At 73.1% G+C, this 14,753-nt stretch carries 13 protein-coding genes; 8 read left to right on the top strand and 5 right to left on the bottom strand.

What is annotated here, in order from left to right; translation table 11 throughout:
• The first annotated feature begins 217 nt into the window (after positions 1-217).
• From ACFXMF_RS41830 to ACFXMF_RS41820, 3 genes are all read left to right on the top strand, one after another.
• Positions 218-1,135, top strand: coding sequence for a sigma-70 family RNA polymerase sigma factor (locus ACFXMF_RS41830; protein WP_379991766.1), 918 nt, complete (start codon positions 218-220; stop codon positions 1,133-1,135).
• Positions 1,136-1,396: 261 nt separating this feature from the next.
• Positions 1,397-2,233, top strand: coding sequence for a hypothetical protein (locus tag ACFXMF_RS41825; protein WP_379991765.1), 837 nt, complete (start codon positions 1,397-1,399; stop codon positions 2,231-2,233).
• A complete protein-coding gene (locus ACFXMF_RS41820) occupies positions 2,230-2,742 on the top strand; it encodes an Ohr family peroxiredoxin (RefSeq protein WP_360306870.1) in 513 nt (170 codons plus the stop codon). The genes ACFXMF_RS41825 and ACFXMF_RS41820 overlap by 4 nt, the downstream gene beginning before the upstream one ends.
• 497 nt (positions 2,743-3,239) lie before the next feature.
• Here ACFXMF_RS41820 and ACFXMF_RS41815 read toward each other — a convergent pair whose 3' ends face one another.
• Complete coding sequence (locus ACFXMF_RS41815; RefSeq protein ID WP_379991764.1) at positions 3,240-3,362, bottom strand: hypothetical protein; 123 nt, start codon at positions 3,360-3,362, stop codon at positions 3,240-3,242.
• 18 nt (positions 3,363-3,380) lie between these two features.
• On the opposite strand from ACFXMF_RS41815, the gene ACFXMF_RS41810 reads away from it, so the two are divergent.
• The 3 genes from ACFXMF_RS41810 to ACFXMF_RS41800 all read left to right on the top strand — a co-directional run bounded on the left by ACFXMF_RS41810 (position 3,381) and on the right by ACFXMF_RS41800 (position 5,660).
• A complete protein-coding gene (locus ACFXMF_RS41810) occupies positions 3,381-3,773 on the top strand; it encodes a hypothetical protein (protein ID WP_379991763.1) in 393 nt (130 codons plus the stop codon).
• On the top strand, positions 3,770-4,618 hold the full coding sequence (locus ACFXMF_RS41805; protein ID WP_360306879.1) for a serine peptidase: 849 nt from the start codon (positions 3,770-3,772) through the stop codon (positions 4,616-4,618). The genes ACFXMF_RS41810 and ACFXMF_RS41805 overlap by 4 nt, the downstream gene beginning before the upstream one ends.
• A gap of 259 nt (positions 4,619-4,877) precedes the next feature.
• Positions 4,878-5,660, top strand: coding sequence for a glucose 1-dehydrogenase (locus tag ACFXMF_RS41800; protein WP_379991762.1), 783 nt, complete (start codon positions 4,878-4,880; stop codon positions 5,658-5,660).
• A 29-nt stretch (positions 5,661-5,689) separates the two neighbouring features.
• On the opposite strand, the gene ACFXMF_RS41795 is transcribed toward ACFXMF_RS41800, so the two are convergent.
• Together ACFXMF_RS41795 and ACFXMF_RS41790 are read right to left on the bottom strand one after the other, a co-directional pair.
• Positions 5,690-6,082 carry a hypothetical protein gene (locus ACFXMF_RS41795; protein WP_379991761.1) on the bottom strand — a complete coding sequence of 131 codons (393 nt, stop codon included), beginning with the start codon at positions 6,080-6,082 and terminating at the stop codon, positions 5,690-5,692.
• Between the two features lie 203 nt (positions 6,083-6,285).
• Positions 6,286-6,999, bottom strand: a complete 714-nt coding sequence (locus tag ACFXMF_RS41790) for a DUF5995 family protein (RefSeq protein WP_360306887.1) — start codon at positions 6,997-6,999, stop codon at positions 6,286-6,288.
• Positions 7,000-7,437: 438 nt separating this feature from the next.
• Between ACFXMF_RS41790 and ACFXMF_RS41785 the strand changes: the two genes are divergently transcribed.
• Positions 7,438-8,367: a helix-turn-helix domain-containing protein gene (locus tag ACFXMF_RS41785; protein ID WP_360306890.1), complete on the top strand. Its 930-nt coding sequence runs from the start codon at positions 7,438-7,440 to the stop codon at positions 8,365-8,367.
• 5 nt (positions 8,368-8,372) lie between these two features.
• On the opposite strand, the gene ACFXMF_RS41780 is transcribed toward ACFXMF_RS41785, so the two are convergent.
• Complete coding sequence (locus tag ACFXMF_RS41780) at positions 8,373-9,032, bottom strand: 1,4-alpha-glucan branching protein (protein WP_360306893.1); 660 nt, start codon at positions 9,030-9,032, stop codon at positions 8,373-8,375.
• Positions 9,033-9,237: 205 nt separating this feature from the next.
• Between ACFXMF_RS41780 and ACFXMF_RS41775 the strand changes: the two genes are divergently transcribed.
• Positions 9,238-13,803 (top strand): LamG-like jellyroll fold domain-containing protein, encoded by a 4,566-nt coding sequence (locus ACFXMF_RS41775; protein ID WP_380017911.1) that lies wholly within the window; start codon positions 9,238-9,240, stop codon positions 13,801-13,803.
• 157 nt (positions 13,804-13,960) lie between these two features.
• Here ACFXMF_RS41775 and ACFXMF_RS41770 read toward each other — a convergent pair whose 3' ends face one another.
• The gene (locus ACFXMF_RS41770) at positions 13,961-14,581 is read right to left on the bottom strand and encodes a hypothetical protein (RefSeq protein ID WP_360306899.1); all 621 of its coding nucleotides are present in this window, start codon (positions 14,579-14,581) and stop codon (positions 13,961-13,963) included.
• Between the last annotated feature and the right edge of the window lie 172 nt (positions 14,582-14,753).

Here is a 14,753-nt window from a genome sequence, read left to right as displayed (position 1 = left end):
GGGGCTGTACCCCGCCGGCACGGCGGCGGCAGAACGCACTCCGCCCAGGTACGGACGCGTCGCGCGGGGGGTTCCCCACGCGGCGCATTCGCGCGTCCGGCCGGGCTCGGACCCCCGCGTCGGCCGTGCGACGGATGCCCCGCCGCGACGAGACGGCCGCCGGACGACCGTTTCGGCCCGCGGTATCGACACCCTCACCTCGAAGGCGCGATCGAACATGCAGCTTGACGGACAGGATCAGGCGAGTTCCCTCGACCGGGCCGCCGCGATCTTCATCGAAGTGCGTCCGCGCCTGTTCGGCATCGCCTACCGGATGCTGGGCATCGCGGCGGAGGCCGAGGACGTCGTCCAGGAGACCTGGTTGCGCTGGCAGCACACCGAGCGTTCGATCATCGACAACCCGGCGGCCTTCCTGGCCACGATCACCACCCGGCTGTCCATCAATGCCGCGCAGTCCGCCCGGGTCCGTCGCGAGACGTACCTGGGTCCCTGGTTGCCCGAGCCCGTCGACACCAGCGCCGATCCCGCGCTCGGGGCCGAGCGGGGCGAGGCGCTGGAAATGGCCCTGCTGTTGCTGCTGGAGAAGCTCACCCCCGCCCAACGGGCCGCCTACGTCCTGCGTGAGGCGTTCGACTACCCGTACGAACAGATCGCCGAGATTCTCCGGCTCAGCCCGGCCAACGTCCGCCAACTGGTGAGCCGTTCGCGCAAGTACCTGAGCACCGCGCGGCGCGAGAGCATCGACGCGGGCCGGCACCGGCGCCTCATGGAGACCTTCCTGGATGCCGCCAAGGAGGGCAATGTCTCGGCCCTGGAAGACCTTTTCGCCGCGGACGTGGTCAGTACGTCCGACGGCAACGGCATCAGGGGCGCGGCGCGCTTTCCCGTGGTCGGCGTCAACCGGGTGGCGCGGTTCATGGCGGCCCTGGCACCGAGGTTCTGGTCGGCGGAGCGGATCCGGTGGGTGGAGGTGAACGGCCGCGCGGGCCTGCTCGTCCCGCGCGGCCCCGCCGGTTTCATGCTCCTGTCCGTCGACGCCGCGTCGGACGGTATCCGGCACCTGATGTGGATCGTCACCGCGGACAAGCTCGGCGGCTTCGTGCCATCGGACGAACGGATCGGCGGCACGGTATGAGCGGTGCCACATCAGCCGACGTCGCGCCGTCCGGCCGTCGCCGTCCCGGGACACCCGAGGACTCGGCGACCGACACCCGGGGCGACACGGATCGGGTCGGGAACCGTCACACCGAGGCGGACCGTCCGGTCCAACGTGAGGGGACGAACGAAGTGAGGACAACGTGCCGACGATCCTGACCTCCGGTGTGCGCGCCGGATCATCGCCCGGGGAGCGGGCGGCTTCCCGCCTGCCGAACTCCGCGCGCCGGGCGGGCCGGACATGAGCACGGCCGCCCCCACCTCGGTGGCGGAGATGCTCGACGAGCGACGCCACCTGCTGGAGATCGCCACCTGGTTGTTCGACGCCGCCGCCGCGGACCGGATCCTCCAGGAGACCTACCGCCGCTGGTACGCCCTCGACGACGCCGAACGCGCGCGGATCGGCCCGCCTCGGGCCTGGTTGACCAGGGTCGCCGGAGGCATCTGCCTGGATCGACTCTCCTCGACCGCCTCGGCGGAAACCCCGGTGGACGACTACGCGGCGGACGTCGAGGCGTACCCGCCACGGCCGCGCCCGGACCCCGACCCGGTCACCGAGTGGCTGCGGCGCAACCCCACGCAGGACCACGGCGACCCGGACGTGGCGGCCCGGCACGACGAGGTCGTGCGCCGGTTCGCCGCGGCCTGCGTCACCGGCGACACGGCGGCCATGCGGGCGATGCTGGCGGCGGACGCGATCGTGGTCAGCGACGGCGGCGGCAAGGTGCGTGCTGCGGTCGAGCCGACCCACGGCGCGGAGGCGGTCGCCCGCTTCGTCAAGGACCTGCTGGGCGATCCGCCACACCCGGTGGTCTCGGTCGCCTCCGTCAACGGCCGGGCCGGGCTGCTCCTCGGCGCCGAGGGGCGGGTCGTGGCGGTGGTCGGTGTGAGTGTCGCCGAGGGTGACGTCACCGCCGTGTGGATCATGCTCAATCCCGACAAGCTGCGGGGCTGGCAGGGCGGCCGGCCGCATCCCGCTCCCGATCGGGCGCCGGTGGCTCCGGGGGCTTCGATACCTTCGGGGGCCTCGGCGGGTGCGGCCGCTTCGGCGGCTTCGGAAGAAAGGGCAACACCATGAACGATCCGGTCACGGCGCCGCCTACGGAAGGCGTGCCGGGCGCAGGCGGGTTCAGACCGCTCTACGCCGCCCGCGTCGCGGTGAGCGGTGGTCCGCTCGCCCACGGCCGCGCCACCGGCCGGGCCCGCTCGTCGGACGGCGCCCTGGAGTTCGACCTGCGCATGCCCGCCGAACTGGGCGGCGACGCCGGCGGCCCGAACCCCGAACAACTCACCGCCGCCGCGTTCGCCGCCTCGCTGCACGGCGAACTCACCCTGGTGGCGCGGCAACACCTGCTCGATCCGGCACCCATCACGGTCGAGGCGACCGTCGCCGTGGGCCGTGACCCCTCCGACGGGGGGTATCTGCTGCACACCGAACTGGAGGTGACCTGGCCCGGCGTCGCCCGCGAGACCGCCGACCGCCTGCTCGCCAGGGCCATCGCACACTGCCCCTACGCGAAGATGGCCGGCCACGGCATTCCCACCACCATCACCCTGGCCCCGGACCGGCGACACGAGGAAACCTGAGCGGGCCCCCTGATCTGCATGGACCCGGATCAGGGGCCCTTCCGTTCCGCCGGTGCCGCGCACGGCGATGGCCCCGGCCGAGGAGAAGCCGACCTGCCGTTCTTCCCCAATCCGGGCGCACGACCCGAACGCGGCACGCCTGGCCGACATCCCCTCCGCGCCACAGGTCTTCCTCGGCCCCGTTGCGCGACACTTCACCGGCAGGGCCGGCGCGCGGTTCACCGGCCGCCGGTCCCGACTCGGCTTGCCGGCACCGTGGTTGGACGAGGTCGGGACGGGTGGCCTACGGGTGGTCACCGCAACCCCGGGGTAGGTGAGTCGCGTTGCCGGGCGCGCGCTCGCGGTCGCCGTGCGTCCCGAACCGGTCGCGGTGCCAGGCCCGCGAACACATGGACGCCCGCTGGTTGCCCCTCGATCAACACGGCGCTGGCGGCCGTACGGTCCGAAGGCCCCACTCGTTCGGGGGTATTTGCCTGGATCGCGCACCAACTCGGGCCCTACCAGGGGGCGTACGCGCCGATGGACATATCCGGTCGGCCGCCACCGCGAGCGCCGACCGCCGGCTTCGAATCCGGGTCCTGCTCGCGGGCCGGCAACTCGGCGAACCCTTCGGCGATCACGACCGCATGGTGAAGGCGATGGCAGGTACCGTGCCGGACGGGCGTCCCGTCGCCGTGACCGGCTCCGACGATCGCACCGTGCGGGTGTGGGACCCGACCGCCGGCCGACGACTCGGCGAACCCCTCACCGGTCGTGTCGGCCCGGTGAACGCCTCGACGTTGCACGGGCGTTCCGTCGCCGCCACCGGCTCCGACGACGGCTCCGTGCGGGGCCGGGATCCGACCACCGGACGGTGTATCGACCGGATTCGGCTGCCGGCGCAATGTCGAGCGCTGGGGATGGTCGGCGGGGGAAGATTGCTCGTCGGCTTCGACCCGGACGTCGTACTGCTCGTTCACGGGAGCGGTGCATCGCCCACGGGTCCGGCCGCCACCGGGAGAACCACCGGCATCGATGAGGAGGAATCGTGACGGGTGCGATCGTGGGCGTGCACGGCATCTGGAACTTCCGCCGGGGCGAGACGCCCGAACGCGCGGCCGACAGCCTGTCCGGCGTCTGGAGCGCGAGCGTGGCCACCGCGCTGCGCCGGGCCGGGTCGACCGCGCCGGCGCCGCGCGTGCGGGTGGCGTACTACGCCGATCTGCTGCGTCGGCGCGGACGGCAGGGGGGCGACGACGGGCTCGACGATCTGGACCCGTTCGAGGCCGAGTTCGCCGGCCACTGGCTGGACGAGTTCGACCTGCCGGTGGGGGTCGCGGCGGGCGAGTCGACCATCGAGGTGCGTCAGGCCGTCGAGACCCTGGCCCGGATGCGCGTCCTGGGCCCGCCCGCCACGAAGTGGTTCGTGGCCGGTCTGTGCCGGGAGGTCCCGGCCTACCTGAGGAACCCGGACAGCCCCGGCCGGGCCGCCGCCCGCGCCCGAGTCGTCGACGCCCTCGAAGCCACCGGCGCCCGCGTGGTCGTCGCGCACTCCCTCGGGTCCGTCGTCGCCTACGAGGCCCTGTGGGCCCGCCCCGACCTGAGCATCGACCTCCTGGTCACCCTCGGCTCACCCCTGGCCCTGCCGCACGCCGTCCTGCCTCGTTTGCGCCCGGCGCCCGTCGACGGTCGCGGCGCGCGTCCACCGGGGGTGGCCAAGTGGGTCAACTTCGCCGACCCCGGCGACATCGTCGCGGTCCCCCGAGGCGGCGTCGGCCACACCTTCGACGGCGTCGACATCGACGAACACACCATCATCGGCGCCTTCGACTTCCACCTCGCCAAGAACTACCTCGCCCACCGCCGCCTCGGCGAAATCCTGACCACCACCCCCTGACAACAACCCCCCCGAGCCGCCCCCACACCTCCCCACCCCGTGCCCGCCCCACCTCGGCCGCGCGCCGCCCCAACCGCGCGCGGCACCGCGCCGACCCCGCCCCCCGGCATCCCCGCGCCTCGGCCTCACCCTGCCCCGCGCCCCGTCCCGCTCCGCGCCCCGCCGCAACACGGGACGCGGGTGACGGCTATGGACTTTGTCAGGTGGCGCGCGTATATAAGTGTCGCCAGTACATAAAATGATCTCCGGGAGTTCCCGTATGTACGACCTCGACGGTCTAGCGGTCCTGATCACCGGCGCCGCACAGGGCCAAGGAGCCGCCGAGGCACGCCTGTTCGTGCAATGTGGCGCGCGCGTCCTGCTGACCGACGTGCAAGAGGACGCCGTTGCGAAGGTGGCCGCCGAACTCGGCGATCGTGCCTCGTACATCCGGCACGACGTCAGCGCCGAGGACGACTGGACCAGAGCCGTCGAAGCGGCCGTCGAGCGGTTCGGCGGGGTGGACGTACTGGTCAACAACGCGGCAGCGATGCGCATCGTGGCCATCGAGGACGAGACGCCGGACGCCTTCCGCCGCATCCTCGACATCAACCTCGTGGGCACCTTCCTCGGCATCCGCGCGGTCGCACCGGTGATGCGCGCCGCCGGCGGCGGGGCGATCGTCAACATCGCGTCGATCAGCGGCGTTCAGGGACAGGCGTGGGCGTCGGCGTACTCCGCGTCCAAGTGGGGCGTACGCGGCCTCACCCGCACCGCCGCCACCGAACTCGGCCCGGCCGGCATCCGGGTCAACGCCCTGGTGCCCGGTGCGATCAGGACCGCGATGTTGCCCGACGACCGCAGCGGCGCCGAGACCGACACGCGCTTCGCCGGACTGCCCCTGGGCCGGGCCGGCGAGGTCGACGAGATCGCGCACATGGCCGCCTTCCTGGCATCGCCCGGGGCGTCCTACATCACCGGCGCGGACTTCCGCGTGGACGGCGGCTACACGGCCGGCCCGGTGGCGGCCCCGCGTCCCGAGGCTCCGATGACGTTCCACTGACACCCACCGGCTCCCACCGACACCCGGGGTCAATCCCAGTCCCACTCCAGGGTCCGGCCGGTGCGGCGGTGGTGTACCTCGGCCACCTGCCCGACGGTCAGCCCGGGCAGCCCCGGCCGCCACGAGGGGAACGTCTCGGGTCGTGCCCACAGCGCGTGGTAGTGGGCGCGGCCCCGGCTCACCACCCAGTGCGCGACGTCCTCGGCACCGTCCTCGGAGTCGGGCAGGTACGGCGTGAACGGGTCGCAGAGGAGTTCGACCACCGCCTCCCAGAGTTGGCGGTGCAAGCGCTCCAGGTCGCCCGGCTCCATCGCGGTGAGTGCGGCGTCGACGCGGTCGGGATCGCGGCACACGGTCTCGACGGTCGCCCAGAACCAGTCCGAGAGATGATCGGGCGGTTCCCCGGGTGGGTCGACCGTCATGGAGGTACGCCCCTTCGGTCGGATGGTCGCAGCGCCGTTCGCGTGGCCACAGCGTCACCGCGACACCTGCGCACGCGCGACGGTGATCCTACCCCCCGCAATGCCCGGATCCGGCTTGCCGTTTCGCGCGGAGCCCGGGCGCGCCTCCCCTCCGGGCGGAGGCGATGGGAAGGGAGGCGCGTGGCCGGTCGGCGTGTGTGCGCCTACGCCGGGGGAGGGGGAACGACGGGCAGCAGGATGCCGTGGCCGACCTTGCCGACGGTTTCGCCGAGCGCCTCCTCGTGGCTGCGGTAGATCAGCGAGCCGATGCGCTTGTCGTTCCACAACGATTGCGCGGTGATCCAGGCGGCCTTGCGGGCGCCGGCGATGGAGAAGCCGGAGACGGCGTGCTTGAGCAGTTCGGCGTCGCGGGTGGCGACCTTGACGATCCGGATCTCGAACTCCGCGCGTACCTCCGCCTCGGCGTCGGCGAGCAGGTCGTTGACCTTGTCGTAGTCCTCCTGGACCGGCGGCGTGTCGGGTGTGGTGTGGCGTTCGGCGCAGGTCTCGACGACGGCGACGGCCAGGTCGTGGTTGATGTGCGCGTTCATCCCGGCCAGGGCGAACTGGATCGGCCAGATCACCCGGTTGTCGCGGGCGCGGAACAGCGGCGCCCAGGCCCGGTCGACCGAGCGGCCGGCCTTGGCGGCCTCGACGTTGCGCAGATACAGGCCGGCGAAGATGACGTCCATGCGCTCCAGGAACGCGTTGTCCTTGAACGAGCCCGCGGTGACCTTTTCCTTCACCAGCTCGGTGACCTTGAGATACATGTGGTTGAAGCAGGCGACGCCGTCGCTCGGATCGAGTTCGGTGTCGATCTGCCGCATGCGCGCGATGACGTCGTCGATGGTGGTGGGCTGTGCCGTGGTCGTGGCCATGAAGAGTCTCCTGCGGGTGGTGACGGCCGACGAAAGGATCTATCCGCAGTAGTGAATCAGCTACGAAGAGTAATTCTCGGTGGCGGCGACCGGCGCGACCCGACAAAAAACAACAGGTTGGGGGGCTTGTGGGTGTGCGGGGCGCCCGAACGGAGCCCATCCCCCGCGCTCGAACATGTTCGAGCGCCATCCGGGCGAGGGGCGGCGGGCGCCACCCACGGCACCCACGTCGACCGGATCGAGCCTGCCGGCCAAGGGAGTTGCTCCCGCCCCGTCCGCTTCGCCGCAGGCAGTGGCTGGACCGCGCCGGGCGGCCTCCGCCACGCGGCCGGGACGACGGCGCGATCGGCTGCGCGCCGAAGCGCGGGGGGACACTCGGTAGGGTGTGGCGCGCGCCGGTGAGGCCGCGGGCGGGGACACGAGGGTGGGGGCGAAACCATGGCGGCGGTCGGCGAGGGCGCAATCGGCACCACGGCCTCGGAGGCGAGTCCGTCGCCGCCGACCGACCGGGTCGTCGGCGTCCTGGAACTGCTGGCGAGTCGACCCGCCCAGGCGTTCAGCCTCAGCGACATCGCGCGTGCGCTGGGCATGAGCAAGGCCACGTGCCACGCGGTGACCGCGAGCCTCGCCGGGGCCGACTACCTGATCCGCAATCCGGTCGACAAGACGTTCACGCTGGGTCCGGCGCTGGTGGCGGCGGGCCGCGCGGCCGAGCGGGCGTTTCCCGCCGTACACCTGGCCCAGGCGGAGGCGGCGACGCTCACCGACGAACTCGGCCTGCAGACGACGGCGGCGATCCGCAGCGAGGACCATCTGGTGATCGTCGCGTACGCCGGCACCGGGCCGGACGACGGTGCGGTGCGAATCGGTCGCCGCATCCCGCTGGCACCGCCGTTCGGCGGGGTGTTCGTGGCCTGGAGCGACCGGGCGGTGATCGACGAATGGGCCCGGCGCACCGAACACCGCGCGCCGCGCGAGCCGTTGCTCGACTCGCTCGCCGCGATCAGGACCCGCGGCTACAGCGTCGAGCGGCTGACCCCGGCGGGCGTACGGCTGCGCCACGCGCTCGCCGAACTCAGCGACGACCCGCTCGCCGAGGGTCTCCAGCCGATGGTGATGGCGCTGTTGGCCGAACTGCGCCAGGCCGAGTATCTCCCCGGCGACCTCGAAGGCGACGGTCGGCATCCGGTCAGTGCGATGAGCGCGCCGGTCTTCGACGCCGAAGGCCGTACACAGATGAACCTTTCGGTGCAACCGCAGCGCGAGATGACCGTGCGCGAGATCGAGCGCACCGGCCGCCGCCTGCTCAGGAGTTGTACCCGCATCATGCACGCGGTCGGCGGCAAACCCCCGGCGACCCGCCCCTGACCGGACTACGCCCGGGTGTTCGGGTGCAGGACGGCGAACAGGCCCCGGGCGCGGGTGCCTTCCGGCGTCCGCCAGGGACCGCCGACGTGGCCGGTCGCTCCCTGCGGAAGCACGAACGGGCCGTCTGCGGCAGGCCGTAGGACCCGGTGCAGGCGCAGCGTCGGGCCGTCCGGCGTGGTCAGCGCGGTGCCCTCGTGGTCGTCGGCGGTGGTGAAGTCCGTGGGGATGGCGCCCGCACCGGTGTAGGCGGCGACGACCTCCGGGTCGGGGAGGTCGCTGACGCCCTGGTCCTGGGCCTGCGCCCGACCCTCGATCAGGGCGGCCAACCGGGCGATGGATACGGGATCCTGGCAGCCGTCGTAGGCCCAGCGCCGGCCCAGTACGCCGTGCTCCATGGTGCCGACGAGGGCGTGCTCCGCCCCGTCGAGCGGGGCGCCGCGATAGGTGAGCGGCACCAGGTAGGTGGTCGGCCGGGGGCCGGAGCCGTCGGTGATTACGGCGAACTCGATCCCGACCTCGCCGCGTGGGTCGTCCAGCCGGAAACCGCCGGCCCTGGCCAACCGCGGTTGCGCCGAGCCACCGCGGTACCACGGACGCGAGGGCAGCCAGGCGGTGAGCAGTTCGAGCTTGCTCGGGGTGAGGGTGGTGTGGTGGATGACGGCCATGCCGAAGGCTACCAACGGCCGCCGCCCGAACGCCGCGTCCCGGCGACCCGACCCGTTATGCCCCTCGTACGGGCGGTTTTCGTGGCAAAGAGCGAGTGGTCGTCGACAATCCGTGATCAAATGGCTCGACTGGATTGTTGGTTGGCACAGTGCCGCGTTGCCGCGTGCGTGGTCGCCGGCACCGAAGCGCCACGGAGAGACTCACATGGGCCACCTGCGCTCGCACCCGCCAAGGGTGCTGCTCGCCCTGCTCGTTCTCCTGCTGTGCGCGCCGACGCTGCGCGCCGAGACGGCACGGGCGACCGCACCCCCGACGTCGGGCGGCCCCGCCCGGGCGACCGCCGACGTCATGCCGACGGCCGCCGGCGCGTCGGCGCGGGCCCGGGCCACCCGGGAGCGCGTCGAGGTGGTGGCCGAGCGCGGCGACGCCGCACGGGTGTTCGCCAATCCGGAAGGGACGTTCACCCGCGAACAGTCCCTGCGACCACACGGCGCGGCCGCACCGGCGAACCGGCTTCGCGCGGGGGACAACCAGCCGCAGTGGTCGTCGGGACCGGGTGGCTGGGCACTGGTGTACGGCCTCCCCGGCGACCTGCGCGGACAGTCCTACTGGCCGGGCGACGGTGACGGAGTCGCCAAGGTCGGCTTCAGTTCGTGGGAGCGGCCCACCGTGCTGGTGCGTTCCTACTTCCAATACGACGTGGGCGCGTTGGCCGGAAAGCAGGTGCTCCGCGCCGAGTTCAACGTCTTCGAATCGTACGCACCCTCGTGCACGCCCCAACCCGTGCAGGTGTGGCAGACCGGCGTCGTGGAGCCCTGGACCACCTGGGACACCCAGCCCCCGGCGATTCGCGAACTCGACACCCGGACCGTCGCCAACGGGTACGACTCCCGGTGCCCGGTCGACTGGGTGGGGTTCGACGTCACCGCCGCGGCACAGGACGCCGCGGCCGGCAACCGGCTCGTGACGCTGATGTTGCGCGCGCCCGACGAAGGCGACCGGTACCAGTGGAAGAAGTTCCGGCCCGACCCCAGGCTGATCGTCGGCTACAACTCCCCTCCGGAACCGCCCTCGGCCCTGGCGGTCGGCGACCGGAACGGCGACCTCGCCTGCGGCGTGCAGCCCCACGAGCCGTACGTGCGCACCGGCACGCCGACACTGCGCGCAACGGTCGGCGACCCGGACGGCGGGCCGGGCGCGGCCGAGTTCGAGTGGTGGGCGCGTGGCGAGCGCCCGCTGGGCTCCCGCGGCACCGTCATGCGGACCTCGGGGACCTCGTTCTCCGTCGCCGTCCCGGACGACGTGTTCGGCGACGGCGCCAGGATCGGGTGGCGGGTGCGCGGGTGGGACGGCACGGCACACGGCCCGTGGTCCGGCTGGTGCGACGTCACCGTCGACGGGACGGCCCCGGCCGCACCCCCGATCGTCGGATCCACCGACTATCCGCCCGACGGGTTCGGCGGCGGCATCGGCAGGACCGGCCGGTTCGCGCTGCGCACCGGCGGCGACGCGGACATCGTCCGGTTCAGGTACGGCCTGGTCACCCCGCCGACCCGCGAGGTGGCCGCGGTCGACGGCGCGGCCTCGGTGGAGGTGACCCCGGCCGTCGGCGATCCGCACGACCTGTACGTGGTCGGCGTGGACCGCGCCGGCAACGAAAGCCCGCCGACGGCCTACCACTTCCGCGTCCGCACCACCCGCTTCCCACCGGTGCGGCACTGGCGCCTGGACGGCCACGCCCCCGAGACCGCCGTGCCGGACGCGCTCGGACGCGGCAGCACCGGGACGCTGGTCCCGGGACAGACGGCCTGGGACACCGGCCGGGTCGGCGACGCCGTGTGGTTCGACGGCCTCGCCGGGCATCTGTCGCTGGGCCCCACCTCGACGATCCACACGGGCGGCAGCTTCTCGGTTGTGGCCTGGGTGCGCCTGGACCGCCTCGACGGTTCCTGGCGCACCGCCGTGAGCCAGGCCGGGGACCGGGCGAGCGGGTTCTATCCGCAGTACCGCAGCGACACCCGACAATGGGCGTTCACCGTGCCGAGCGCCGACGTCGACGACTTCGCGGGGGACCGGGTGTCGGGCGACGCCCCGGTCCGCCCGCACGTGTGGACACACCTCGTCGGTGTCTACGACGCGGGCGAGGAACAGATCAGGCTGTACGTGGACGGCAGGTTCGCCGGCCGGGCACCGCATGCCACGCGCTGGCACGCCGCCGGCCCCGTACACATCGGAGACGCCCGATTCGACGGTGCGGCGGTCGACTTCCGGCCCGGCGCCGTCGACGACGTGCGGCTGTACGACCGGGTGCTGACCGACGGCCGGGTGAACCCGGGCGATCGGGTCGCCCCGGACAGCGACGTACACACCCTCGCCACCAAGCCCGCCGAGCCCGCCGGACGCTGGACGTTCGAGGAGAACACCCCCGACTCCACCGCGGACACCTCCGGGCAACGTCGCGCCGGCACGTTCGTGGGCGGAGCCTCGTGGACCCCGGTCGGCACCGGCCGCGCCGTCCTGCCGGACGGCGTCGACGATCACGTCGTGGGGGCGGGGGTGCCGGCCCGCACCGACGCGGGCTTCACCGTCGGCGCCCGAGTCCGTGCCGACGCGGCGCGCACCGACATGACCGCGGTCAGCCGGTCCGGGGCCGGCACCGCCCGATCCGCGCTGCGTTACGACGCCCGGCGCCGGGCCTGGGAGTTCGTGGTCACCGCCGACGACACGGACGACGCCCCGAGGTGGACCGCCACCGCGCCCGTGACCGCAGTAACAGGCCGATGGACGCACCTGGCCGGGGTCCACGACACGGCCGCCGAGGAACTGCGCCTGTACGTGGACGGCGTGCTCCAGGCCGTCGCCCGCGCGGGCCCGAGCCGGCCGATCGACGAGGGACTGCGGATCGGCGCCCACCTCACGCGCGGGGTCCCGGACGAATTCTGGGCCGGCGCGATCGACGACGTGCGCCTCTACCGCGGTGTGCGGGCGCCGGACCAGATCGCCGACGAGGCCGACGACCCCACCGAGGGAACGGTGTTCGCCCGGGACGGGCTGCACCGCAGCCTCGCGCACGACGGCGAGCACACCACCACCGGCGGCGCCGGAGCGGCGGGACTGGCACCCCCGGGATCCCACCTGGAGTACGAACTGGGCTGGTACGCCCCGGAGGGGGCCGCCGGCACCCGAGTGCTGTACTCCTGCCTGCTCGGCGACGACCAGTTCACGTCGGTCGACCCGCGCTGCGAAGGTCACCGCCTGCTCGGCGCGTTGGGGTCGATCCATGCCGAAGCCCCGGGCGACGAAACGGTGATCGACCTGTACCGCTGTCGCACAGCCGGCGGCGAGCACTACGACTCCGTGCACGACGACTGCGAAGGCGGCGGTACCCGCGAGTTCCGGTTGGGCCGGCTGCGCGCGTACGCCCCGCTGATCCGTTATGTGCAGCCGGACGCGCCGGCGGACCACACCAGCACCGTGGGCGGGACGGCCCCGGGCTACCGCGCGGAAGGGCGGATCGGCGTCCTCTCCCTCGTCCAACGCCCCGGCACCCGGCTGCTCTTCGCGTGCCGCGACGGCACGGACACCTTCACCTCGCTCGACAGCGCCTGCGAGGGCGGACACGGGCTGCGCACCCTCGGCTGGATCCACTCCCGGGCCGCGATCCCGGGCGACGACCGGTGCCCGCGCACGTCCTACACGCGCAATCGGGAGACCCGGCCGGTGTCCGCGGTCGGCCGCGTCGAGGTTGTCGCCGTCGGGTGCGCCACGCCGCCGCGCTTTCCGGAGCACGCCGTCTCCGACGAACGCACCCACTACGACGGCCTGGCGTGGGCGGAGCCACCGACCGCCGGGGACGCGACTCTCCGGGAGAAGGTCGCGGCCTACGCGGACGGTCGACCCCGGTACGTTCCGGTGACCCGGACCCGCCACGACGTGCACGGCCGGGTGCTGGAGTCGGTCGACGCGCTGGACCGCAGGACCGTCACCGCCTTCGCTCCGCCGACCGGCCCTCCGCAGACCTCGACGAGCACCAACCCGCTCGGCCACACGACCACCACGACGCTGTTCCGCGCCTGGGCGGAGCCGCAGGCGGTCGTCGACGCCAACGGGCGGCGCACCGAGTTCGTCCGCGACCCGCTCGGTCGGCTCACCGAGGTCTGGATGCCCGGCAGCGCCGCCGGATCCCGCCGACTGCATGAGCGTTACACCTACACGATGCGCAAGGACGGCACGAGCCACGTGGCCACCGCGACCGCCAAGGCGGACGGCGGCCTGGTGACCGAATACAGCCTGCACGATGGCATGTTGCGCGCACGCCAGACGCAAAAGCCGGCCTGGGGCGGCGGTCGGGTGGTCACCGACACGTTCCACGACCCGCGCGGTCTGGTCGTGCGCACCAACAGCGCGTACAACTCCGTCGGCGAGCCGGACGGCAACCTGGTCGGCGCCGATCCGATCGCCGTCCCGGCCTACACCACGACCCGATTCGACGGCGCCGCGCGCCCGGTCCTGGCGACGACGCCGCCGGCAACCGGCACGTGGAGACCCGGCAGGGCCCGAACGGCGCGGCCGAGACCGTCCGTACCTACCACTACCCACCGGCGGGCGCCCCCCAGCCGCACACCGTGCGGTCCGTCACCACCGGCCCTGGCAACGCCGGCGAGCAGTCGTACACCTACGGCCCCACCGGCGCCACCACCGTTCGTCCCGGCCCGAACGGCGATGCGCAGCACGTCACTTGGGACGCGGAGGACCGTCCGGCCGCGGTGACCGACCGCACCGGGACCACCCGCTACGTGCACGACTCGGCACGGGCGTCTCGTACGGCTTCGGCACCCCTTCCCTGAGTGCCGGCCTGGAACCGGGCTTCGGTTGGCGGTAGCGGAACCGCCGCGCCACGCGGCCTCGTTCGTGGCCCGGCCGGGGCCTACGCCGGGTCGGCGGGCGGCACCTGTTCGGGCGTCGGGAGCAGCGCGATGCCCGACCTGAGTCGCACGGCGCCCGGCAGGTCCAGGCCGCAGCGGCGAGTGGCGACGACCGACTCCTGCATCGCCAGGGTGCCGGTGGTCGTACAGGTGCCGCAGCGCAGCGACGTCAGCCGGGCCTGCCGGACGACCGCCTGCATGCCCTCGATGTCGAAGGCGACGGTGAGGCGGATGTCCAGGGTGCCGACGCGGACGCCGTCGACGGTCAGGTCGACGCACGGGCGATGGGTGGAGGTGACCTGGTGGGTGGCCAGTGCGACGACCTCCTCGGTGTCCGGCGCGGCGCGGGTGCGGTGTGCGGCCTGGACGAGCGCGCCGTGTTTGGCCCATCCGGCGGCCACCAGGTCGAGCAGATCCAGGCTCAGGAAGCCGTCGACCACCGTGCCGATCTCCTGCTCGACGGTGCGGCCCGCGCTGTCCGTCAGGCTCTGGGCGCCGCGCCCGAGCAGCGTGGCGACCTCGTGTTCGTGTGCCGCGTCGGCGAGTGTTTCGGCAGCGGCTTCACCGTCGGCGCCGAACAGCAGTTCGCGCACGGACGTGGGGTGCGGCGCGGCGTCGGTCATGGGTCCGGCTCCTCGATGGTTTGTTCACCGGGGTCCGCGCGGGGTTCCAGCCGTACGGTCCGGTTCGTTCCGTGGGTGTCCCGCACGTCCTGTACGCCGGCCGCGGCCGGGCCGGGGCGGATGACGGCGCGAACGTGTCGACGGGTCCAGCGTGGTCCCCTCCCTCGACGGA

Origin of the sequence: Embleya sp. NPDC059213, assembly GCF_042754445.1 — a bacterium.
Classification (GTDB): Bacteria; Actinomycetota; Actinomycetes; order Streptomycetales; family Streptomycetaceae; genus Embleya.
The sequence above is the reverse complement of the archived record's forward strand: the minus strand, read 5'-3'. Positions and strand labels throughout refer to the sequence as shown.

Excerpts from the sequence above, each read along its gene's own strand:
- ACFXMF_RS41780 (WP_360306893.1), bottom strand. The coding sequence starts at position 9,032 with ATGGCCGTCATCCACCACACCACCCTCACCCCGAGCAAGCTCGAACTG.
- ACFXMF_RS41785 (WP_360306890.1), top strand. The coding sequence starts at position 7,438 with ATGGCGGCGGTCGGCGAGGGCGCAATCGGCACCACGGCCTCGGAGGCG.
- ACFXMF_RS41825 (WP_379991765.1), top strand. The coding sequence starts at position 1,397 with ATGAGCACGGCCGCCCCCACCTCGGTGGCGGAGATGCTCGACGAGCGA.
- ACFXMF_RS41795 (WP_379991761.1), bottom strand. The coding sequence starts at position 6,082 with ATGACGGTCGACCCACCCGGGGAACCGCCCGATCATCTCTCGGACTGG.
- ACFXMF_RS41810 (WP_379991763.1), top strand. The coding sequence starts at position 3,381 with ATGGCAGGTACCGTGCCGGACGGGCGTCCCGTCGCCGTGACCGGCTCC.
- ACFXMF_RS41770 (WP_360306899.1), bottom strand. The coding sequence starts at position 14,581 with ATGACCGACGCCGCGCCGCACCCCACGTCCGTGCGCGAACTGCTGTTC.
- ACFXMF_RS41775 (WP_380017911.1), top strand. The coding sequence starts at position 9,238 with ATGGGCCACCTGCGCTCGCACCCGCCAAGGGTGCTGCTCGCCCTGCTC.
- ACFXMF_RS41800 (WP_379991762.1), top strand. The coding sequence starts at position 4,878 with ATGTACGACCTCGACGGTCTAGCGGTCCTGATCACCGGCGCCGCACAG.
- ACFXMF_RS41820 (WP_360306870.1), top strand. The coding sequence starts at position 2,230 with ATGAACGATCCGGTCACGGCGCCGCCTACGGAAGGCGTGCCGGGCGCA.
- ACFXMF_RS41830 (WP_379991766.1), top strand. The coding sequence starts at position 218 with ATGCAGCTTGACGGACAGGATCAGGCGAGTTCCCTCGACCGGGCCGCC.
- ACFXMF_RS41790 (WP_360306887.1), bottom strand. The coding sequence starts at position 6,999 with ATGGCCACGACCACGGCACAGCCCACCACCATCGACGACGTCATCGCG.